The organism is Mycobacteriales bacterium, from assembly GCA_036497565.1.
Lineage (GTDB): Bacteria > Actinomycetota > Actinomycetes > Mycobacteriales > QHCD01 > DASXJE01.
The window spans coordinates 1-22,531 of the sequence record DASXJE010000311.1 but is presented as its reverse complement, the minus strand read 5'-3'; the positions used below and the strand labels follow the sequence as shown (position 1 = coordinate 22,531).

The window sequence follows — 22,531 nt, the reverse complement described above, 5'->3', positions numbered from 1 at the left end:
GTCGTTGGGCCGAGGACGGGACGTTCAACGCGCCGAATCCGCAGGGCCCGCTGGCCGACGGATTCGACCGGGTAGCGATCCGGCCGCACGCCTACATCATGGACATGTTTCCGTACCCGTCCGGGGCGGGCCTGCACGTCGGCCACCCGCTCGGTTACATCGGCACCGATGTCTACGCCCGCTTCCAGCGGATGGACGGGCACAACGTCCTGCACACCATGGGTTTCGACGCGTTCGGGCTGCCGGCCGAGCAGTACGCCGTCCAGACCGGGCAGCATCCCCGGGTGACGACCGAGGCCAACATCGAGATCTTCCGCCAGCAGTTACGCCGGCTGGGGATGGACCACGACCGGCGGCGGTCGGTCTCGACGATCGATCCGGGCTTCTACCGGTGGACCCAGTGGATCTTCCTACAGATCTTCGGGTCGTGGTACGACGTCGACGCCGATCGGGCCCGCCCGATCGAGGAACTGATCGCCGACTTCGACGACGGCAGCCGGGCGCCGGCGGCGGGCAGCAACCCGTTCGGCCGGCCGTGGGCTGAGCTGTCGGACAAGGAGCGCGACCAGGTCGTCGACGCCCACCGCCTGGCGTTCGTGCACGAGTCGCCGGTCAACTGGTGTCCGGGCCTGGGCACGGTGCTGTCCAACGAGGAGGTCACCTCGGACGGCCGGTCCGAACGCGGAAACTTCCCGGTGTTCCGCCGCCCGCTGCGGCAGTGGATGCTGCGCATCACGGCGTACGCCGACCGGCTGATCGCCGACCTGGACGGGATCGACTGGCCCGAGTCGATCAAGCTGATGCAACGCAACTGGATCGGCCGGTCGACCGGTGCCACTGTGGGCTTCCCCACCGAGGCCGACCCGATCGAGGTCTTCACCACGCGGCCGGACACGCTGTTCGGCGCGACGTACATGGTGCTGGCGCCCGAGCACCCGCTGGTCGACCGCCTGACGCCGGACAGTTGGCCCGAGGGGACGCCGCAGGCGTGGACCGGCGGTGCGGCAACTCCCGCCGAGGCGGTCGCCACCTACCGGAGCGCCGCGAGTCGCCGCTCGGAGATGGAACGGCAGACCGAGGGGCGGCAGAAGACCGGCGTCTTCACCGGCTCGTTCGCGACCAATCCCGTGACCGGCGACCGGATTCCGGTCTTCGTCGCCGACTACGTCCTGATGGGCTACGGCACCGGCGCGATCATGGCCGTCCCGGGGCAGGACGAGCGCGACTGGGAGTTCGCGTCGGTCTTCGGGCTGCCGATCGTCCGGACGGTCGCGCCGCCGGAGGGCTGGGAGGGCGAGGCCTACACCGGCGAGGGTCCGGCGATCAACTCACCGGCGATCGACTCGTCGGTCGACGGCGTTCCGGACCTGAACGGCCTGGCGGTCGACGACGCGAAGGAACGCATCATCGCGTGGCTGGAGGAACGCGGCCACGGTCGCGGCGCGATCACCTACAAGCTGCGGGACTGGCTGTTTTCCCGGCAGCGCTACTGGGGTGAGCCGTTCCCGATCGTCTACGACGAGGACGGCCTGCCGCACGCCGTACCGGATTCGATGCTGCCGGTCACCCTGCCCGAGGTCGACGACTACTCGCCGAAGACCTTCGCCGACGACGACGAGACCAGCACACCGGAGGCGCCGCTGTCGCGGGCGAAGGAATGGGTCGAGGTTGAGCTGGATCTGGGCGACGGCCCGCGCATCTACCGGCGCGACACCAACACCATGCCCAACTGGGCGGGTTCCTGCTGGTACGAACTGCGTTACCTGGACCCCGACGACACCGAGCGGCTGGTCGATCCGGCGCTGGAGCGCTATTGGATGGGCGGGCGTTCGCCCGGTGATCCCGGCGGCGTGGATCTGTACGTCGGCGGTGCCGAGCATGCGGTGCTGCACCTGCTGTACGCCCGCTTCTGGCACAAGGTGCTCTTCGACCTGGGCCACGTGTCCTCGAGCGAACCGTTCCACCGGCTGGTCAACCAGGGCATGGTGCAACTGCCGGCGTACGCCGACGAGCGCGGGTTCTACGTCGAGGCGTCCGAGGTCGTCGACCGCAACGGCGAGCTGACCTACGAAGGGCGGCCGGTCCGGCGGGAATTCGGCAAGATCGGCAAGAGCCTGAAGAACGTGGTCACGCCCGACGGGATCATCGAGCAGTACGGCGCGGACACGTTCCGGCTGTATGAGATGTTCACCGGCCCCCTGGATCAGAGCCGGCCGTGGGACGCCAAGGCGGTCTCCGGCATGTACCGCCTGCTGCAGCGGGTCTGGCGGAACCTGATCGACGAGGAGACCGGCGACCTACGGGTGAGCGACGACCGCGTCGGCGACGACACCCGCCGGATCCTGCACAAGACGATCGCCGCGGTTCGCGACGGGATGCAGACGCTGCGGTTCAACACGTCGATCGCCCGGGTGACGGAGCTGTCCAACCATCTGACGCAGAAGTACCCGTCCGGGCCGGTGCCGCGCGAGGTGGCCGAGCCGATGGTGCTGCTGCTGGCCCCGCTGGCGCCACACATCGCCGAGGAGCTGTGGTCGCGGCTGGGACACGCGCAATCGCTTGCCTGGCAGGCGTTTCCGGAGGCCGACGCGCAGTGGTTGGTCGAGGACACGGTGGAGATCGCCGTCCAGGTCAACGGGAAGGTCCGTGCCACGGTGCAGATCCCGGGCGACGCCGACCGTGCGGCGATGGAGTCGGCGGCCCGCTCCGACGAGCGGATCGCCCACCATCTGCAGGATGCGACGCTGCGCAAGGTGATCGTCGTACCCGGCCGGCTGGTCAACTTCGTCGTCGGCTGACGGACTACTCCTCGGCGGGACCGCCGATGCAGAACTCGTTGCCGTCGGGGTCGTGCATGGTCCGCCACCGCGTCCCGTACTCCACCTTCTCGTAGAGCGTGGTGGCGCCCAGCTCTTCGAGCCGGGCGACCTCGCGGTCGACGTCGCCGTCGGTCGGCCGCAGGTCGAGATGGCAGCGGTTCTTCGCCTGCTTGGCTTCGGGGACCGCGAGGAAGAGCAGCCGGTGCGCGGTGTCGCCGCTCGGATCGGCGACCATCGCCATGGCCGGGCTGGCTCCATGCTGCACGGGCCAGTCGAATACGGCGGCCCAGAAGCCGGCCAGCCGGGCGGCGTCGACGCTGTCGAAGGTGATGAGGCCGAGCTGTGACGTCATCGGTGCACCGTAGCGCCTCGGAACGCCCCTCAGGGGCACCGCTCGGGCTGGCCGAACTGCAGCCTGCTGCTGACCTGGTAGGTGCCCGGAGTGGTCACCTTCAGCACGCTCCAATGGCTGCCCGGTTCGATGCACGCCCCGGCATGGTCGACCGTCAGCCAGCGGCTGAACCGCACCCGAAGGTTGATCAGGCCAGGGCGGCCGACCGAGACGGTGACCCCGGTCTGGGTGGCCGCGCGCAACTTGGCCGGCGGGTCGACCATGCCCGGAGCGCCGAGCACGGAGTAGAGCGTCCAGTGCTGGTCGTGCCAGAGCGGGTGCAGGAAGCCGGGGCGGCCGCGGATCACCGCCGCCTCCGAGGTGCCGACCCACGACGGGGTGGCGTCGGAGAGCGCGACGTAGCTGACGCCGTTGATGTCGAGCCAGTGCCGGTAGGCGTCGGCGCTCACCGGGCCGTCGAAGAACAGCGGGTCGCGGTCGATGTCGATCTGCCGCAGCCAGCCGCGCCCGATGGGTACCTGCGCGGCGACGTAGTCGGCCTCCCAGTAGTCGCGGGTGGGTGGTATCTCGACGCGTCCCGCCGGCGGGAGCCGGTCGAGTTCGGTGAGCAGAGGTGTGTAGTACGCCGCGCTCGCGGTCGGGTTGCCGTCGTCGCGCAGATCCCCGGTCATCACCGGCGGCTGCCACCACACCAGCAGCGCCCCGATGACGGCGATGACGACGAGGCGTCCCCGCGCGAGAGCCACGATGAGCGGTACGGCGAACATCACGGCGAGCCGGATCGCGTTGAGCCCGACCGGAGTGTGGATCGCGAAGGCGGCGAGCACGCCGACCGCCGACAGCGCCGCGCCCACCCGGACCACACGATGCGGGACCAGAAGCAGGACCACGAGGCTCAGCACCACCGCGTGCACCGCGTCGGCCCGGCTGATGTTCATCCAGCCGCCCTCGCCGAACAGCCCGCTGACGACCAGGATCGGCAGTACGGCGCTGATCCCGAGCACGAGTCCTTCGCGTCGACGGCCGGTGAGCAGCAGCGTAGCGCCGGCCAGCCCGACGAAGAGTCCGGCGACCGGACTGGTCGACGAGGCGAGCAACGTGGCGATCGACGCGAGGATGAGGCGGCGTCGCGGGTTGCGGTCGGTCAGCGCCAGGATGCCGGCCAGCCCGAAGGCGAGGCCGAGCGCGTAGGTGATGCGGCCGCTCGCGAGGTTCGCGGTGATGCACACCGCTCCGACGACACCGCCGAGGACCGGCCGGCGCGCGCCGGTGCGGGCGAGGATTGCGGCAAAGGCCATCGCCGCACCGACCGCGGCGAGCGCACCGGTCAGCCGGACCCCGATCGTCGCCATCACCGCGGGCGACACCAGGCTGTAGCCGAACTGGTTCGTTCCGCCGTACCACCCGAAGTCGATCGGCCGCAGCCCGTGGCGGGCGAAGAACTGTGCGCGCTCGACCTGCGCCGACAGATCGGTGCCCATCAGCGGCAGCACCAGCCACACGATCACCAGAGCCACGGCGACCACGGTCGCGGCGCCGACCGCCCGGACCGCGTGCTTCTGCCGGAGCATTCGCCAGGCGTCCGCCCCGCCGGCCGCCGGCTGCGGCGGGAGCCGGGTCGGTGCAGTCGGCTGTCCTGGTCCCGCCCTGGTCACGTGTCAATCCAACCATCCACAGGAATGCGGGTCGTCCACAGATCGACGTCGGCACGCCGATCGGCCGGGTTCGCGACCTAGCGTCGGTCGCGTGGTCTTCCGGATGCCGCGCACACGATCGGCCCGCAGACAGACCGCGGCCGCGACAGATCGGTTGTCGGCGATCCGGCCGGCCGGCTGGGTCCCGTACGCCGACCCGGCTCCATCGGCCGGGGAGCCGGCGGCCGCGCAACGCCGGCCGCGGCACGCGGTCGACGGCCGACGGGCGGAGAAAGGTGTCGATGTGGACGACAGGGTCGTCGAGGGGGATGCTCCGGCCGATGGTGCCGACGGTGCCGATGGTGACGGCACCGGATCGGAATCCGTCGCCGGTGCCGACGACGGCGCCGGTCGGGTCGTCGGACGTCATCGCGATGCCGGTGACCCCCGCCCGGCGGGTGCGGTCGCCCGGTGGTTGCCGGAGACGCTCCGACGGGCCCGGATGGACCCCGGTCGACCCGGTGCCCGCACCGTCGTCGCCGTCGCGCTGCTCGCCGCGCTCGTGGCGGGAGTGCTCGTCTGGCGCGCCCGGCCGGTCGCCCAGCCGGTCGGCGTGGTGGCGGTCGACGCCACGTCCCGGGCGAGTGCGGCCCCCGGCGGACCGGCCGGTGCGGATGCCGTGACCCCCGGCGATCCCGCCGGCTCGGACCTCGCCTCGGCAGCCGCCGGCGGCGCCGCCCCGCAACCCCCCGGCGGGGCGGTGCCGACCGGCCCGACGAGCCCCTCGGTGGTGGTCGTCGCCGTGGCCGGCAAGGTACGCCGGCCCGGATTGGTCCGGTTGCCCGCCGGAGACCGGGTGGCCGACGCGATCGCCGCAGCAGGCGGGGTGCTGCCCGGCGCCGACATCGGGCTGCTCAACGTCGCGAGCCGGCTCTCCGACGGCGAGCAGGTGCTGGTCGCAGTCCCCGGCGCCACGCCCGACCCGGTTTCGACGGCGCCCGCCGCGGCCGGCGCCGGTGTGACCGCCGCCCCGGACGCTCCGGTCAACCTCAACACCGCGACCGTGGATCAACTCGACGCGCTGCCCGGGGTCGGCCCGGTCACCGCAGCGAAGATCCTCGACTACCGGACGGCGCACGGGCCGTTCCGCAGCATCGACCAGCTCCGGGACGTCGGCGGGATCGGCGACGTCAAGTTCGCCGCTCTCGAGAGCAAGGTGACGGTGTGAAACCGGCCGCTACGGCGGTCGACCTCCGGCTCGTCCCCGCCGCGCTGGCCGGCTGGCTGATCACCTGGCTCGGGCTCACGGTGTCGCCCGCCGTCTCGTTCTGGCTGGCCGCGGCGGCCGGGGCGGGCACGGTCGCCGCGTTCGTCGCGCCGTGGCGGGGCGGACCGGCACTCGCGCTCGCCCTTGGCTGCATCGCCGCGGCCGCCGTCGCGGTCGGGGTGCGGGTCGCCGCCCGCGACGCGTCACCTCTGGTCGGGCTCGCCCGCGACCGGCAGGACGCCCGGTTGCGGGTCGTCGTGGCCGAGGATCCGCAGCCGATCGCCGGCGGGCCCGGCGGCCAGCGCCGGGTCGCGCTGGCCACGCGGGTCAGCGAGGCGCGTGCCGGGGAGCGGAGCTGGCGGTTATCCGGTCGGGTGCTCGTCCTGGCGCCCGCAGCCGGGTGGGGCAGGCTGCTCCCGAGCCAGCACGTCACCGTCGAGGGCCGGCTCCTTCCTCCGCTGGCTGGCGACCTGACGGTGGCGGCCATCTCCGCCCGCGGGCCGCCGCACGACGTCGGACCCCCGTCGCTGGTGCAGCGGGCGGCCGAGCGGCTTCGGGCCGGGTTGCGCCGGGCTGCTCAGCGCCTGCCCGACGGTCCGCGCGGCCTGCTGCCCGGACTCGTGGTCGGCGACGTGTCGCGGCTCGACCCGTCCCTCGAGGCCGACTTCCGGACCACCGGGCTCACCCATCTCGTCGCGGTCTCCGGCGCCAACTGCGCGATCGTCGCCGGCGCGGTGCTGGTTCTGCTCCGCGCGGTGCGGATCGGGCCACGGACGTCCGCGGTCGCCGCCGGACTCGCACTGCTCGGGTTCGTCGTCCTCGCCCGACCGTCGCCGAGCGTCCTGCGGGCGGCGGCCATGGGTGGCCTCGCGCTGGTCGCGCTGGCGACCGGACGGACCCGGGCCGGGTTGCCGGCGCTCGCGGCCACGGTGCTCGGTCTGGTGCTCGTGTCACCGGATCTGGCGCGGTCGGCCGGCTTCGCGATGTCGGTGGTCGCCACCGGCGCTCTGCTGCTGGTGGCGCCGGTGTGGTCGGCCGCACTCGTCGCGCGCGGCGTACCACCGCTGGCGGCGCAGGCACTGGCCGTCCCGGCGGCCGCCCACCTGGCGACCGCGCCGCTCATCGCGGCGGTGAGCGGGCGGGTCAGCCTGGTCGCGATCCCGGCCAACCTGCTGGCCGCACCGGCGGTGGCTCCGGCGACCGTCCTCGGCGTACTCGCGGCGGTCGCGGCTCCGCTCTCCGGCGCTGTCGCCGGTGCCCTGGCCTGGCTCGCGGGGTGGCCGGTCCGGTGGATCGTCGGCGTCGCGGAGCACGGCGCGGGCGTCCCGGACGCGGCGTTGGGCTGGCCTGCCGGCGCCCGCGGCGCCGTGCTGCTCGCCCTGCTGCTCTACGGCGGTGCCCTGCTCGCCCGGTCCCGGTCGGCGCGGCGGGCGGCATTGGCGGCCACGCTCGGCGCGGCGCTGATCGCGGTCCCCGTGCGGGTCGTCGCTCCTGGCTGGCCGCCCCCGGGCTGGCTGTTCGTCGCCTGCGACGTGGGGCAGGGCGACGGGTTGGTGCTCCATGCCGGTCCCGGCGCGGCCGTCGTCGTCGACACCGGGCCGGATCCGGCACTGGCCGACGGGTGCCTGCGCCGGTTGCATGTCGACCGGATCCCGTTGCTGGTGATCACCCACCTGCATGCCGACCACGTCGGCGGCCTGTCCGGAGCGCTGCGCGGGCGGCGACTGGGCGCGATCGTCACCGGCCCGCTCGACGAGCCGGCGCCGGCCTGGCACGACCTGCTCGGCGCGGCCGCGAGCCGCGGCGTGACGGTCGGGCAGCCCTCCGTCGGGCGGACGTGGCAGATCGGCGCGGTGCAATTGCAGGTGCTCGGCCCGGAGATCGCCTACCACGGCACGCGATCGGATCCGAACAACTCGTCGCTGGTGCTCCGGGCCCGTATCGGCGGCCACACCGTCCTGCTCGCCGGCGACGCCGAGATCGCCGCGCAGCGGGCACTGTTGCGCTCGGGTCTCGATCTGCGTGCCGACGTGCTCAAGGTGCCGCACCACGGATCGGCGTACTCCGACAGCGAGTTCCTCGCGGCGGTCCGTGCGCGGGTCGGCGTCATCTCGGTCGGCGCGGGCAACGACTACGGCCTGCCGGCCCGGGTCCTGCTGAGCGCCTTGGACGGGCTCGGCATGCGGGTGCTGCGCACCGACCGGGACGGCGACGTCGCGTTCTGCGTGCAGCAGGGCCGGCTGGTCGTCGTGACCCACACCCCTGCCGGACTGCCCCGGTGACCGGGTCTCCGCCCGGGCCGGACCGGCCCGGTGCCCGACGGCGCAGGTCGTCGGCGGCCCGTGCCACGATGGATCCGTGACCGCGCCCGCTCCGCCCCGGCTCCGTCTCGTCCTCGGTGACGAGGAGCTGCTGGTGGCCCGCGCGGTGGCCGAGACGATCGCGCAGGCCCGGGCCGCCGATCCCGGCTGCGACGTCCGCGACCTGCTCGGCAGCTCGATCGAGCCTGGTGACGTCTTCGACCTGCTCAGCCCGTCGCTCTTCGGGGAGAGCCGCGTGGTCGTCGTCGAACGTGCGCACGAGACGCGCTCCGACGCCCTCGCCGCACTCACCGGATATCTCGCCGACCCGGCCGACACGATCAGCCTCGTCGTCGTGCACCCGGGCGGGGCGCGCGGCAAGGCGTTGGTCGACTCGATGCGGGCCGCCGACGCCGATGTCGTGGAGTGCCGCCGGGTCACCCGCGCCGAGGAGCGGATCGACTTCGTCCGCGGGGAGATCGCCCGGGCCGGCGCCACCATCACGCCGTCGGCCGCCGCCGCGGTGCTCGACGCCGTCGGGGGCGACCTGCGGGAGCTCGCCGCCGCGTGCGCGCAACTGGTGTTCGACGCCGGCGGCCACATCGACGTCGAGGCGGTGGCGCGCTACCACCGCGGCCGGGCCGACGTCTCCGGCTTCTCGGTCGCCGACCGGGCCGTGGTCGGCGATGTCGGCGGGGCGCTCGAGACATTGCGCTGGGCGCTGTCGATCGGGGTCGCGCACGTCCTGGTCGCCGACGCGCTCGCCGATGGTGTTCGCACCATCGCCCGGGTGAGCTCGGCCGGCCGCGCCAACCCCTACGCGCTGGCCGGGACCCTGGGGCTGCCGCCGTGGAAGGTACGGCGCGCGCTGAGCCAGGCCAGGGGCTGGTCCGAGGGCGGGCTGACCCGTGCGCTCGGGGTGGTCGCCGACGCCAACGCCGACGTCAAGGGGGTCGCGGCCGACCCGTCCTACGCGCTCGAGCAGGCCATCCGCCGGATCGGCGCGGCCCGGCGCAGCCGCGCCTAGCCGTCCCGCTCAGTCGGACCAGCCAGGCGTCAGCTCGGAAGCCCCGGCTGTCGAAGGATCAGCACGACCGAAAAAACCAGCAGCACCGAACCGACGGTGATGAGCCCGTAGCGGACACCGTTCAGCCTGAACGAGCTGCCGATGCCCACCAGAAACAGCACGGCGGCAAGGAAAACCGTGATGCGCACATAGTTGTCGGCGACGAGCCCATCATGGTTGCCCGCCTCGAACTTCGCGGTCGCCGCCTTGTCGAACGCATTGGCCTTCTCCTGGGCCGCGAGCTTGTACTGCGGCATGTAGGTCGGGCCGGGCGGCGCATGCGGATTGTGCAGCGGGTCGGTCGCCAGCCACGCCTTGAAGGCGACCCGGAACCCGGGCCGGAAGCGGTTCTCCGCGACCGCTTCCTTCTGCGGGCTGTTCAGGGTGAACGCGGTGAACCACGCGTCGAAGGTCGAGGAGTCGAAGTTTCGGGTGGACAGCGCGCTCAGGTCTGCCCGGGTACCGAGGTTGCGCAGCGTGGAGGACTGAGCGATATCGACGCGCGATGCCGTGCCCCACCGTGCCGCTGAGTAGCCGGCCCAGGCCGCCGTGATCGTGACGACCGCGAGCAGCGCGGCCTCGCAGATCTGGATGACCCGGTGGTTGGCAGATCGATCGTGACCGTCTTTGCCCTCGGTCGACTGATTGTGCGCCTCGCCGTGTTCATGCAGCTTTTTACCGGATTCGATCGGGTTTAGTCCCTCTGCCATCTGCGCACCCCCCTCCGGCCGGTAGCACTGAAAAGTCAGTGGGGAACAGCCCTAGGAGAAAGCCGAGTCTCCATCGCCCGATGACAGCGCACCCGGATCTCACATGTCGCGTTCGGCGATGAGCCGCCCGGAGACGACGGCGTCGACCAGGGACCGGTGGTCGCGTTCGTTCTGGTCGGCGTACGCGGCGGCGAACAGCGCGATGGCCTTGTCGAAGACGTCGGAGCCGCCGAGGTAGGCGGCGATGGCGATCCGATCGCCGGAGCGGGCGTGCGCGCGGGCCAGCGTCCAGCCGCAGGCTTCGCCGTAGATCCGCATGCCGCGCGGTCTCAGAGACTCGATGGGCATGGTGTACTTCCAGTCCCGCAGCTGGCGGACGTAGTAGTCGTGGGGTTTGCCGTCCAGCCCGACGTCCATACGCTGCCAGCCCAGGAAGATATCGCTGGTCGCCTGCATCAGTCGCTGGCCCGCGACCACCCGCTGCCCTTGGTTGGCGAACCTGCCGGCGCCGACGAAGCGGCAGAGCACAGATTCTTCGGCTTCCTTGACCTGCAGGAAAAGCGGATCGGAGTGGTCGGCGCCGAGCATCAAGATGATCCAGCAGCGGGTCCCGACGCTGCCGACACCGACGACCTTGCGGGCCATGTCAGTGAACTCGTACTGCTCGAGCAGATGCCGCCGTTCGGATTCCAGCGTCCGCCGGTACTTGCCGATCAGGCCGGCCAGCTGCGCCTGGAACGCGGCCGCGTCCCGCGCCTCGGGCATCAGCTCATCGACCGGCACCAACAGCGGCGGGTCCGAGACGATCCGCGGCCGACCACCCGCGACGTGGCACAGCTTGGCCACTTCCTGCATGCTGTCCCTGGTCCGCGCCTTGGCAATGCTCTTGTCCCATATCTTGCGCTGCCGCGCCTTCATCTCCGGGTCGAACTCGGTCCGGAGCTCGTCCATGTCCGCGTCCGCGTACCAGACCTCCATATTGGTCATCCTGGCGAACGCGCGCATCGCCTGCCGGTAGTTGGCCACGGCGGCCATCACCACCGCGCGGCGGTCCCTGCCGCCGAACCCGTTCTCCCGCCCGGCGACTTCCAGGCTGGCGGCCAGCCGCTTGACGTCCCATTCCCACGGCCCGGGCGTTGTCTCGTCGAAGTCGTTGACGTCGAAGACAAGGCGGCGCTCCGCGGAGCCGAAGATGCCGAAGTTGGACAGGTGCGCGTCCCCGCACGCCTGCACGGCCAGCCCGGCAACCGGAGTGCTGTCCAGATCGCTGGCCATCGGCAGCGCCGCGCCGCGGAAGAAGGTGAACGGGGAGAGCATCATCCGGCCCCGGCGGACGGGCACCAGTTCCGGTAGCCGCGACTTCGCCTGATCCTCGAGCAGTCCCACCGGATCCGGCCGGTCCGGCCGCGGTTCGAAGAACGCATGAGTTTCCCGCGGGACCGCCGCCCGCGCTACTTTGCCCCGTGCGACACGCTCCGCCCGGCTCATCTGCTCCAGGCCCGACTCGAGGTGATAGTGAACCCGACGTCTGGGCGGGGCACCTGCCGTCGGAATACTCATCACCGGCTCCCCTCCGCGACCAGACCGTAACGCGGGAGGCCGCCCGCCTAACTCACCCCAAGAGGGTGATAGGACGCTCCCTTCCTATGGGTGGTGCTGGAAGTACTGGGCGAGGATGCCGCTGCGATAGGGAGTCGTGCCGATCGCCAGGCTGCCTGAGAAGGGGTAGTTGTAGGCGATGAGGACGACGAGGGAGAAGACAATCAGAAGGGCGATCGCGCCGGCGCCGACGGTGTGGAAGAAGGCGCTTCGCGAGCCGACGAGGCTGGTGTACCCGAGGATGACGACCGAGCCGAGCACAATAAGCCCGACTATCGGCGCGGACAGGCCCCCTTCCGCATCAGCGAGCCGGCTGCGGCGGGCGGAAAGGACGTCGTTCAGGCCTCCCACGGCGTCCTCGTAGAAGGCTGACCCTGCTGCGGTGGTCGGTTTCACCTGCTGCATGGCCCGGTAGAGGTTGTTGATCGCGGCCGCTGCGCGGGCGCTGCTGCCACCGTTGCGCAGTTGCGGCCACTCGTCGTCGACCACGGCTCGGACGTATTCTCCGCATGCTGCACTCACGGCTGCCCGGTCAGCCGGCGAGAAGGCCTGGCTGTCGCGGACGATCTGGGCGATGCCCCCGGCCTCCTGGCGCGAGGTCGCACCTGCGTCACCGTAGGCCTGGAACGTGATCACGACGACGAAGGCCAGCAACAGTCCGAAAAGGGTGGCAACGACGCCGAGCAGTTGGGACGAGACCTCGGCGTCGAAACCGTCTCTCGTGGCAGGGACGAATCGCCTGACCAGCCGGACACCCAGTAAAACAAGGCCGACGACCAAGACCACGACGATCGCGACCAGCACGCCGATCGGCACCGCGTTGACCAGCGACAGGAACATCCGGCAAGTTCCTCCCGACTCCGCTGCCCCGGCCGCCTGCCTAGCCGGCTTCAGCAGGGCTGGTCTGGAGCCGGTCGGCACGGGACGCGACCAGCCGCCGCGACTCCCACGAGGGTCAGACAATCACGCACAATCCAGCCGCCGCAGGAAGACGCCCCATTACCTCGCATCTCGGCAAGAGCCGGCCCGGCCCTCCGGCCGTCCGGGTCCTGCGGGCGGTCGGACAGCACCTGATCCCCGTGGGTAGCGCGGGACGCAGAACGGCGCCGCCCCCGGATGGGGGACGGCGCCGGTGGAGCGGATGTGCCTTACAGCGAGGCAGCCCGCTTGCCGATCGCGGACTTGCGGTTGGCCGCCTGGTTCTTGTGGATGACGCCCTTGCTGGCGGCCTTGTCGAGCATCTGGGCGGCCCGCCGCTCGGCGGTCCGGGCGGCGTCGGCGTCGCCGGCCGCCGCGGCCTCGTGGAAGCGGCGTACGGCGGTCCGCAACGAGGACTTGACCGACTTGTTGCGCAGCCGGTCCTTCTCGTTGGTCTTGATGCGCTTGATCTGGGACTTGATATTCGCCACGCGGCAGCCTCGGTCAGATGGTCTGGGATGGTCATGGCGCGCACACGTGCCGCGCCGAGGAGCAAGGATAGCAGCCGGCGGACGGGTCACCCAAAAGCGAGCGCTGCCCCAGATAGCCTACTTGTCCGGAACGCTGCGCTCGCCGGGACGGCCCGACGTCCGTGCGACCATGGTGGCGGACTCTCCGACCGACGAGATGGAACCCGTGACCTCCGCTGCGCAGACCGGGTCGCACACCGACCCGACCGTCATCCGGAACTTCTGCATCATCGCCCACATCGACCACGGCAAGTCGACGTTGGCCGATCGGATGCTCGACGTGACCGGCATCGTCGAGGCCCGCAACATGCGGGCGCAGTACCTCGACCGGATGGACATCGAGCGTGAGCGCGGCATCACGATCAAGGCGCAGAACGTGCGCCTGCCCTGGCGCGGACACGTGCTCGACCTCATCGACACGCCCGGCCACGTCGACTTCACCTACGAGGTGTCCCGCTCGCTGGCCGCCTGCGAGGGCGCCGTACTGCTCGTCGACGCGGCGCAGGGGATCGAGGCCCAGACCCTCGCCAACCTCTACCTGGCGCTCGAGAACGACCTGCACATCATCCCGGTGCTGAACAAGATCGACCTGCCGGCGGCCCAGCCGGACCGTTACGCCGACGAGCTCGCGCACATCATCGGCTGTCGGCCCGACGAGGTGCTCCGGGTGAGCGCGAAGACGGGTGAGGGCGTCGTCGAACTCCTCGACCAGATCGTGCGGGACGTGCCGGCGCCGACCGGCGACCCGGACGGGCCGCCCCGCGCGCTGATCTTCGACTCGATCTACGACATCTACCGCGGTGTCATCACCTACGTCCGGGTGGTCGACGGGCACATCGATGCCCGCCAGCGGGTCAAGATGATGGCCACCGCCGAGACGCACGAGTTGCTCGAGATCGGCGTGATCTCCCCGGAGCCGAAGGCCACCACGGAACTGTCGATGGGGGAGGTCGGCTACCTGATCACCGGCGTGAAGGACGTCCGGCACTCGCGGGTCGGCGACACCGTCACCGACGCGCGCAGTCCGGCCGAACACGCGCTGGGCGGCTACCGCGACCCGAAGCCGATGGTCTACTCCGGGCTCTATCCGCTGGACGGCTCGGACTACCCGCTGCTGCGCGACGCGCTCGACCGGCTGAAGCTCAACGACGCCGCCCTGGTCTACGAGCCGGAGTCCTCGACCGCGCTCGGCTTCGGTTACCGCTGCGGCTTCCTCGGCCTGCTGCACCTGGAGATCGTGCGGGAGCGGCTGGAGCGCGAGTTCGACCTCGAACTGATCTCGACAGCGCCCAACGTCGTCTATCGGGTCGTCCTCGAAGACGGCACCGAACGGGTCGTGACCAACCCGAGCGACTGGCCGGACGGCAAGATCGACACGGTGTACGAGCCGATGGTCACGTCGATGCTGATCGCGCCTAGTGAATACATCGGGGCGATCATGGAGCTGTGCCAGTCGCGCCGCGGGACCCTGCTGGGGATGGACTATCTGTCCGAGTCCCGGGTGGAGCTGCGCTACACGATGCCGCTCGGCGAGATCATCTTCGATTTCTTCGACACCCTGAAGTCGCGCACCCGCGGGTTCGCGTCGCTGGACTACGAGCCGGGCGGCGAGGCCCCGGCCGACCTGGTCAAGGTCGACATCCTGCTGCAGGGTGAGCCGGTCGACGCGTTCAGCGCGATCGTGCACCGGGACAAGGCCTACACCTACGGCGTACAGATGACGCAGAAGCTGCGCGAGCTGATCCCGCGCCAACAGTTCGAGGTTCCCATCCAGGCGGCGATCGGATCGCGGGTGATCGCGCGGGAGAACATCCGCGCGATGCGCAAGGACGTGCTCGCGAAGTGCTACGGCGGCGACATCACCCGCAAGCGCAAGCTGCTGGAGAAGCAGAAGGAGGGCAAGAAGCGGATGAAGGTCGTCGGCCGGGTCGAGGTGCCGCAGGAGGCGTTCATCGCGGCACTGTCCACCGCTGACAGCGCGGCCAAGCGATGAGGCCGCTCGCCCTCTTCGATCTCGACGACACGCTGTGCGACCGGGCCGACGCGTTCGCCCGGTGGGTCCGCGGTTTCTCCGCCGAGCACCAGGTGGATGACGGGGGGTCGGCGTATCTGCTCGACATCGACGAGTCGGGCCTGCGACCGCGGTCGCAGTTCTTCGCCATGGCCAGGGAGCGGCTCGGGCTGACGCCGACGGTGGCCGAGCTCACCGAGGCCTACACGCCGGCCTACGTCGCCGGCTACCGCTGCGATCCGGCGGTGCGCGACGCGCTGGCCGGGCTGAGGTCGGCCGGGTGGGCGGTCGGGATCGTGACCAACGGCGCGCCGTCGCAGCTGGACAAGATCACCGGCACCGGGCTCGACCGGATCGTCGACGGCTGGGCCATCTCCGAGGTCGAGGAGGTCGCCAAACCCAATCCGGAGATCTTCCGCCGGGCCGCACGGGCCTGCGGCGAACAGCTCGGAGTCGACACCTGGATGGTCGGCGACAACCCGGTGGCCGACATCGGCGGCGCCGTCCTCACCGGCCTGCGTTCGGTGTGGATCGACCTCGGCCGGGCCTGGGAGCAGCCGGCCTTCAAACCCGACCACACCTGCGACGGGCCGCTGGCCGCGATCGAACTCATCGCGGCCGGCGGCCCGTCGTCAGGGACTCGCGGGGTCTGACGCCGTCAGGCGCTGCCCACCGCCTCCGCCTCCGGCTCGGGCACCGGCATGGCGGTCGGCGTCTCGTCCTTCCCCGCCTTGACCAGCACGACGATGACGACGCAGGCCAGCCCGAGCAGGATCGCCCCGGCCGTGAACGCCACGTGGTAGCCGTGGATGAACGCCAGCGGCTTCTCCGCGGCGAGCTGCGACGGCGCGTGCACGTTGGCGACCAGGTAGCCCGTCACGGCGCTGGCGTAGAGCGTGTTGAGCAGCGCCGTGCCGAGGGAGCCACCGACCTGTTGCGTCGTGTTGAGCACCGCACTCGCGGCCCCCGCGTCGTGGTTGCCGACGCCGAGCAGCGCCAGGCTCGACAGCGGGACGAAGACCAGCGCCAGGCCGACCGACATCAGGATCTCGCCGGGCAGCACATGGGTCAGCCAGGACGAGGTGTCCGAGATGCCGAGGAAGGTCAGCAGACCCACCGTCGCCATGGCGGTGCCGATCACCATCAACGGCTTCGGACCGGTGCGCGGCAGGATGTTGGACACCAACCCCGCGGTGAAGATGATCCCGAGGCTGAACGGCAGGAACGCGAACCCGGTCTTCAGGGCGCTGTAGCCCAGGTTGATCTGGAAGTAGTAGGTCAGGAACAGGAACATCGCGAACAGCCCGGCCCCGACGAGCAGCGACGCGAGGAACGAGCCGCCTCGGTTGCGGTCGAGCACGATCCGCAACGGCAGCAACGGCTCGGCCGAGCGGGCCTCGACCACCACGAATCCGACCAGCATCACGACCGAGAGCGCCAGCAGCGCGACGGTCAGCGGGGCACCCCAGCCGACGCCGACCTTGGCCGCCTCGGTGAACCCGTAGATCAGTGCGAGCAGTCCTCCCGAGCCGAGCACGACGCCGGGGATGTCGTACTTCGTATTGCCCTGCGCCCGGCTCTCGCCGACGATCGCGACGGCCGCGATGGCGGTCGCGATGGCGATCGGCGTGTTGACCAGCAGGCACCACCGCCACGACGCGTATTCGGTGAGGACGCCGCCGAGGATCAGGCCGATCGCGGCGCCACCACCGGCGATCGCGCCGTAGACGCTGAACGCCCGGGCCCGCTCCTTGGCGTCGGTGAAGGTCACGGTGATCAGGGACAGGGCCGCGGGGGCGAGCAGCGCGGCGAAGGCACCCTGCAGCGCGCGGGCGCCGTAGAGCATGGGGGCGTTCTGCGCGATGCCGCCGAGCGCGGAGGCGACCGCGAAGCCGAGCAGCCCGATCACGAAGGTGCGCTTTCGTCCGACGTAGTCGGCGATCCGGCCGCCGAGCAGCAGTAACCCGCCGAAGGCGAGGGTGTAGGCCGTGACCACCCACTGCCGGTTGACGTCGGAGATCTGTAGGGCCTTCTGTGCCGACGGCAGCGCGATGGTCACGATCGAGGCGTCGAGCACCACCATGAGCTGCGCCACCGCGATGACGGCGAGCGCGAGCCAGCGGCGTGAGCCGGGCTCTGCGCCGGAGCGATGTCGACCGCCGGCGTTAGCGGCATCGATGTTGTTGGTCATTCCGAGGTCCTTGTCGTCGCAGGTGAGGTGTGTCCGGTGGACCGGGTGAGCAGGGGGAGCAACACGTCGTCGACGATGCGCACGGTGAACGCCTCGTCGCACGGCTGCTGGGAGACCAGGAGCCGCATGAACACCATTGCCGGCGCGACCTCGTGGAAGAGATCGCCGTCGGCGTCGGGCGGCAACTCGCCGCGTTCGATACATCGCCTCGTCCAGGCTCGGGAGGCGTCCTGCTTGCCGAGAATCATCTGTTCCCGGAGCAGGTCGGCCAGCTCCGGATCGGACCGCATGGCGACCAGCAGGCCGGCCATGAGCTCGACGTCCTCGTGGCAGATCGACGCCGTCATCGCCCGGACACCGGCCAGCAGATCGGAGCGGACGTCGCCGGTGTCGACGAGGACAGGGGTGTCGTGGTGGCGGGACCGCACCGCCTCCACGACCAGCGGTGCCTTGGAGTCCCACCGCCGGTAGATCGTGGCCTTGCTGACCCCGGCCCGGGCGGCGATGGCGTCCATCGACGTCTGGTCGTAGCCGACCTCGCCGACCAGCTCGAGTGCGGCAGCGAGGATCGCCTCGTCCCGGGAATGGTCCAGCGGACGACCGGGCCGGGGCGCCTGCTGGCCCGGGGCGTCGCCGCCCGACGAACGTGACGATCTGTTCAGCATGCCGACTCCGGAGAAACGAAACGGTCTCGTTTTGCTAGTCCACGGTAAGACGCCGGATCGGCGAGCCGCAACTAACTTTTCCATCTCGCGGGTCACAGCGCAGGAAATTTCCCTCGACCCGGCGACGACGCTCCCATCAGGGTGTGACAGTTTTCGATTTCAAGCCCGTGCGGATCGTCGGCATTCCCGGCCGGCGGCGCGAGGGTCGACGTACGAGGGGACCACCGTGATCACCAGGATGTCGACGCTGTTCCTGCGGACCCTCCGCCAGGACCCGGCCGACGCCGAGACACCGAGCCACCGGCTGCTCGTCCGCGCCGGCTACGTCCGCCGGGTCGCGCCCGGTATCTACGCCTGGCTGCCGCTCGGCCGCCGGGTGCTGGCCAACGTCGAACGGATCGTCCGCGAGGAGATGGACGCGATCGGTGCGCAGGAGGTGGGCCTTCCCGCCCTGCTCCCGCGCGAGCTCTACCGGGACAGCGGGCGGGACGAGGACTACGGGGACCTGCTGTTCCGGCTCGCGGATCGCAGGGATGCGCGCTACGTGCTCGGGCCGACGCACGAGGAGCTGTTCACCCTCCTGGTAAAGGGTGAGTTCAGCTCATACAAGGACTATCCACTCGCCCTCTACCAGATCCAGACCAAGTTCCGGGACGAAGCCCGCCCGCGCGCCGGGATCCTGCGGGGCCGCGAGTTCGTCATGAAGGACTCCTACTCATTCGACCTCGACGACGCCGGGCTGCGGGAGTCCTACGCGCGGCACCGAGGCGCCTACATCCGGATCTTCGACCGTCTCGGGTTCGACTACCGGATCGTCTCGGCAATCTCCGGCGCAATGGGCGGCTCGGCGTCCGAGGAGTTCCTCGCGCCGTCGGACTTCGGCGAGGACACCTTCGTGCGGTGCACCGGCTGCGACTACGCCGCGAACGCCGAAGCCGCTGAGGTGGCCGTCCCAGCGGCGCGGGACCCGCAGGCGCATCCGGCCGCCGCCGTGCTCGACACCCCGGACACGCCCACGATCGACACCCTCGTCGCGCGGCTGAACGCGCTCGGCCTCGGCCGGGACTTCACCGCCGGCGACACGCTGAAGAACGTCGTCCTCAAGACCCGGCACGCGACCAAGCCGGAGTGGGAGCTGCTCGTGGTCGGGGTCCCGGGTGACCGCGAGGTCGATCTGAAGCGGTTGGCCGCCGGCCTCGACCCGCTCGAGGTCGCCTACGCCGAGCCGGCCGACCTGGCGGCCCAGCCGGGGCTCGTGCCCGGCTACATCGGTCCGCAGATCCTGCGCGAACTGGGCGTGCGCTACCTCGTCGATCCGCTGGTCGCCGCGGGCACCGCCTGGGTGACCGGGGCCAACCGGCGCGATCAGCACGCCGCCGACGTCGTGCGCGACCGCGACTTCATCCCGGACGGCGAGATCGGCGCCGCCACGATCCGCGCCGACGACCGGTGCGCCCGCTGCGGCGGTGTGCTGGTGGTCGCGCAGGGCATCGAGATCGGCCACATCTTCCAGCTCGGCCGCAAGTACGCCGACGTCTTCTCCCTCGACGCGCTCGGGCCCGACGGTGCCCCGATCCGGATCACCATGGGCTCCTACGGAATCGGCGTCTCCCGCGCGGTCGCAGCGCTCGCGGAGCAGCGGTACGACGACCGCGGTCTCGTCTGGCCGCGTGCAGTCGCACCGGCCGACGTGCACGTCGTGGTCGCGGGGAAGAACGAGCAGGTCGCCGAGGCCGCCGAACGCATCGCCGCCGACCTCGACCACTCCGGTGTGCGGGTGATCATCGACGACCGGCCGGTGTCGGCCGGCGTGAAGTTCGCCGACGCCGAGCTGCTCGGGGTGCCGACGATCCTGGTGGTCGGCCGTGGGGTTGCCGACGGGACGGTGGAGTTGCGCGACCGGGGTCGCGGGACCAGCGACGACGTACCGATCGCGGCGGTCGGGGAGCACATCGCCGCGGTGATGGACGCTGAGCGGTGATGACGGGCGGCGGACACCGGTCCGGGCGGGACCTGAACGAGGCGTTCTACCGCGAGGTGATCGCGCCGCTGCTCGGCGACCGGCCGCACGCCGCGGCGCTGCTCGGCTGGGGGTCGGACGTGCTCGGCTACGACACCGCCCGGTCGACCGACCACGGGTGGGGGCCCCGGCTGCAGATCTTCGTCGACGCCGCCGAGGTCGGCGACGTCCGCAAGACGGTCGATGCCGGTCTGCCCGAGTCCTTCGGCGGCTGGCCGGTCCGGTACGGGTGGGACAACGCCGCCGTCGACCACCGGATCGGGGTCTCCACGCTGAGCGGGTGGCTGCGCGGGGAGCTCGGCCTCGACCCGCGGGATCCGATGGACCCGGTCGACTGGCTGCTGCTCCCGCAACAGCGCCTGCTCGGGGTCGTCGGAGGTGCTGTCTACGCCGACGACGAGCACGAGGTGGCGCGGGTCCGCGAACTCGTCAGCTGGTATCCGCACGACGTGTGGCTGTGGCTGCTCGCCGGTCAGTGGCGGCGGATCACCCAGGAGGAGGCGTTCGTCGGGCGCGCCGCCGAGGTCGGTGACGGCCTGGGGTCGAGGCTGATCGCAGCGCGGCTCGTCACCGAGGTGATGCGCCTGACCTTCCTGCTGGAGCGGCAGTACTGGCCTTACGCCAAGTGGTTCGGTACGGCGTTCTCCCGCCTCGCCGGTGCCGCGGAGCTCGCGCCGATCCTCGACCGCGTCGTGGACGCCGGGGACCAGCCGGCCCGCGAAAATGCTCTGGCGGAGGCCTACGAGACGCTGGCCCGCCGGCACAACGCCACCGCCGTGACCGCGCCGGTCGACCCGTCGACCCGGGGCTACTACGACCGGCCGTTCCGGGTACTCATGGCCGACCGCTTCGTCGATGCCTGCCTCGCGGAGGTATCCGACCCGACGTTGCGGGCGCTGCCGCTGATCGGCTCGGTCGACCAGTTCGCCGACTCCACCGACGTGTTGTCCGCGCCCGGCGTCGTACCCCTGCTGCGCGGCGTCTACCGGCCGGTCTGAGGGGTCAGCGCGGGGGACGGCCGGCGCGGGTCACCGACACCACCAGCAGCACGACGACCACGACCGGAGTCGCCCACCAGGCGGCCACGGACGCGGCGGCGAGGATGGCGGTGAGCCCGAGCGCGATCACCACGCCGACGGCGAGACGCCAGTCGTCGCCGACGACGAAGTCGTACCAGAACGCTCCGAATGCGGCGAGTCGCCGGCTCATGAGGTGGCCTCCCGGTCCGCCCCGACCCGGCCGGCGGGAAGATTCTGCTGCCGGCGCAGCATGCGGGTCAGGACGAGCGCGGTGACGGTGAGGACCGCGATGATGACCAGGATCGCCGCGTCGCTGCCCGGCCAGTGCGCGCCGGCGCCCTCGGCGCCCCAGAAGACGCCGAAGCTCGTGAGCATGATGCCGACGACGTACTTCAGGGTGTTTTCCGGGACCCGCTCGAGCGGTCCACGTACTGCCACACCGACGGCGACCACGAGCACGACCGCGGCCGCGGCGCCGACGACGGCGAGCGGGATGCTGCCCTGGTTGGCGCCGAAGGTCAGCACGATGAAGACGACTTCGAGGCCTTCGAGGAGGACGCCCTTGAACGCGACGGTGAAGGCGTACCAGTCGGTGGTGCCGGAGGTTCGCTGCGCGCTCTGGGCGTCGGCGATCTGGCGCTGGTAGATCGCCGCCTCGTCGTGCACGGCCTTGACGCCGGCCGCGCGCAGGATCGCCTTCCGCAGCCACTGCAGGCCGAAGACGAGCAGCAGCCCACCCACGATCAGGCGCAGCGCGTTGATCGGGATCACGGTCAGCGCCGGGCCGAGGGCGGCGACGATCGCGGCGAGGGTGACGGCGGCGACGCCGACACCGATCATCGTCGAGCGCCACTCGCGGGTGACGCCGACGGCCAGGACGATCGTCAACGCTTCGACGGCTTCGACGGCGCAGGCGAGGAACACCGCCGCGACGAGGAAGACGGCGCTCACCGGCGTCGGTCCTTACCGGCGTACGACAGTCCGCTCACAGATCCTCCTCGGCTGCTACTACAGACCTACTACAAGATCGTACGGCGCAGCCGCGATCGCCCGGACGCCCGGTTCCACCTCACTGCGGCGCCCCCGTTCGGCATCAACGTGACGTTGAGGCGGATAGAGCGCTTGAACGTGACGTTCAAGCGGAATGGCGGGGGTGGCGCCCGGCACCCGTGGCGCACGCCGACATCGGCCTTCCATTCCGCGTCAACGTGACGTTGATGCGGATAGAGCGCTTGAACGTGACGTTCAAGCGGAATGGGGCGCCGGGGCCCGAGCCGGGGGTGGGGAGGGGCAGCGGTCAGGGGGTGGTGAAGACGATCTTGCCGACCGGGTCACCGGAGAGCATGGCGGCGACGCCGTCGGCCGCCTTGGCCAGCGGCAGTTCGGTATCGATCACCGGCCGCACCCCGGACGTGTCGAGGAAGCGGATC

Annotated in this window: 18 protein-coding genes; 8 read left to right on the top strand and 10 right to left on the bottom strand. The window is 71.1% G+C overall.

Annotated elements, in window-relative coordinates; genetic code table 11:
* On the top strand, nt 1-2,798 hold a 2,798-nt coding region (gene leuS / locus VGH85_23880), incomplete at its 5' end, for a leucine--tRNA ligase (protein HEY2176859.1).
* Nucleotides 2,799-2,802: 4 nt separating this feature from the next.
* On the opposite strand, the gene VGH85_23875 is transcribed toward leuS, so the two are convergent.
* Nucleotides 2,803-3,171 carry a VOC family protein gene (locus tag VGH85_23875; protein ID HEY2176858.1) on the bottom strand — a complete coding sequence of 123 codons (369 nt, stop codon included), beginning with the start codon at nt 3,169-3,171 and terminating at the stop codon, nt 2,803-2,805.
* Between the two features lie 29 nt (nt 3,172-3,200).
* Nucleotides 3,201-4,826 carry a hypothetical protein gene (locus VGH85_23870; GenBank protein HEY2176857.1) on the bottom strand — a complete coding sequence of 542 codons (1,626 nt, stop codon included), beginning with the start codon at nt 4,824-4,826 and terminating at the stop codon, nt 3,201-3,203.
* Between the two features lie 283 nt (nt 4,827-5,109).
* Between VGH85_23870 and VGH85_23865 the strand changes: the two genes are divergently transcribed.
* The 3 genes from VGH85_23865 to VGH85_23855 all read left to right on the top strand — a co-directional run bounded on the left by VGH85_23865 (nt 5,110) and on the right by VGH85_23855 (nt 9,399).
* Nucleotides 5,110-6,033 carry a ComEA family DNA-binding protein gene (locus VGH85_23865; GenBank protein ID HEY2176856.1) on the top strand — a complete coding sequence of 308 codons (924 nt, stop codon included), beginning with the start codon at nt 5,110-5,112 and terminating at the stop codon, nt 6,031-6,033.
* Entirely contained in the window at nt 6,030-8,354 is a 2,325-nt protein-coding gene (locus tag VGH85_23860) for a ComEC/Rec2 family competence protein (GenBank protein ID HEY2176855.1), read from the top strand. The genes VGH85_23865 and VGH85_23860 overlap by 4 nt, the downstream gene beginning before the upstream one ends.
* A 76-nt stretch (nt 8,355-8,430) precedes the next feature.
* Nucleotides 8,431-9,399 carry a DNA polymerase III subunit delta gene (locus VGH85_23855; protein HEY2176854.1) on the top strand — a complete coding sequence of 323 codons (969 nt, stop codon included), beginning with the start codon at nt 8,431-8,433 and terminating at the stop codon, nt 9,397-9,399.
* Between the two features lie 29 nt (nt 9,400-9,428).
* Here the strand turns inward: VGH85_23855 and VGH85_23850 are convergent, their stop codons facing one another.
* The 4 genes from VGH85_23850 to rpsT form a co-directional block, all read right to left on the bottom strand.
* Nucleotides 9,429-10,148, bottom strand: coding sequence for a hypothetical protein (locus VGH85_23850; GenBank protein ID HEY2176853.1), 720 nt, complete (start codon nt 10,146-10,148; stop codon nt 9,429-9,431).
* A gap of 99 nt (nt 10,149-10,247) precedes the next feature.
* Entirely contained in the window at nt 10,248-11,708 is a 1,461-nt protein-coding gene (locus tag VGH85_23845; GenBank protein ID HEY2176852.1) for a DUF2252 domain-containing protein, read from the bottom strand.
* An 84-nt stretch (nt 11,709-11,792) separates the two neighbouring features.
* Nucleotides 11,793-12,587: a hypothetical protein gene (locus VGH85_23840; protein ID HEY2176851.1), complete on the bottom strand. Its 795-nt coding sequence runs from the start codon at nt 12,585-12,587 to the stop codon at nt 11,793-11,795.
* Nucleotides 12,588-12,895: 308 nt separating this feature from the next.
* Nucleotides 12,896-13,156, bottom strand: coding sequence for a 30S ribosomal protein S20 (rpsT, locus tag VGH85_23835; GenBank protein HEY2176850.1), 261 nt, complete (start codon nt 13,154-13,156; stop codon nt 12,896-12,898).
* 205 nt (nt 13,157-13,361) lie between these two features.
* On the opposite strand from rpsT, the gene lepA reads away from it, so the two are divergent.
* Together lepA and VGH85_23825 are read left to right on the top strand one after the other, a co-directional pair.
* Entirely contained in the window at nt 13,362-15,188 is a 1,827-nt protein-coding gene (gene lepA / locus VGH85_23830; protein ID HEY2176849.1) for a translation elongation factor 4, read from the top strand.
* Nucleotides 15,185-15,859 (top strand): HAD-IA family hydrolase, encoded by a 675-nt coding sequence (locus VGH85_23825; GenBank protein HEY2176848.1) that lies wholly within the window; start codon nt 15,185-15,187, stop codon nt 15,857-15,859. The genes lepA and VGH85_23825 overlap by 4 nt, the downstream gene beginning before the upstream one ends.
* 5 nt (nt 15,860-15,864) lie before the next feature.
* On the opposite strand, the gene VGH85_23820 is transcribed toward VGH85_23825, so the two are convergent.
* Together VGH85_23820 and VGH85_23815 are read right to left on the bottom strand one after the other, a co-directional pair.
* Complete coding sequence (locus VGH85_23820; GenBank protein ID HEY2176847.1) at nt 15,865-17,397, bottom strand: MFS transporter; 1,533 nt, start codon at nt 17,395-17,397, stop codon at nt 15,865-15,867.
* Complete coding sequence (locus VGH85_23815) at nt 17,394-18,062, bottom strand: TetR/AcrR family transcriptional regulator (GenBank protein ID HEY2176846.1); 669 nt, start codon at nt 18,060-18,062, stop codon at nt 17,394-17,396. The genes VGH85_23820 and VGH85_23815 overlap by 4 nt, the downstream gene beginning before the upstream one ends.
* 226 nt (nt 18,063-18,288) lie before the next feature.
* Between VGH85_23815 and VGH85_23810 the strand changes: the two genes are divergently transcribed.
* A complete protein-coding gene (locus tag VGH85_23810) occupies nt 18,289-20,043 on the top strand; it encodes a proline--tRNA ligase (GenBank protein ID HEY2176845.1) in 1,755 nt (584 codons plus the stop codon).
* The gene (locus VGH85_23805) at nt 20,043-21,080 is read left to right on the top strand and encodes a DUF4037 domain-containing protein (GenBank protein HEY2176844.1); all 1,038 of its coding nucleotides are present in this window, start codon (nt 20,043-20,045) and stop codon (nt 21,078-21,080) included. Before VGH85_23810 ends, VGH85_23805 begins: the two co-directional genes overlap by 1 nt.
* A 4-nt stretch (nt 21,081-21,084) precedes the next feature.
* On the opposite strand, the gene VGH85_23800 is transcribed toward VGH85_23805, so the two are convergent.
* A complete protein-coding gene (locus VGH85_23800; protein ID HEY2176843.1) occupies nt 21,085-21,291 on the bottom strand; it encodes a hypothetical protein in 207 nt (68 codons plus the stop codon).
* Nucleotides 21,288-22,052, bottom strand: a complete 765-nt coding sequence (locus VGH85_23795) for a hypothetical protein (protein ID HEY2176842.1) — start codon at nt 22,050-22,052, stop codon at nt 21,288-21,290. The genes VGH85_23800 and VGH85_23795 overlap by 4 nt, the downstream gene beginning before the upstream one ends.
* Nucleotides 22,053-22,531 lie beyond the last annotated feature (479 nt).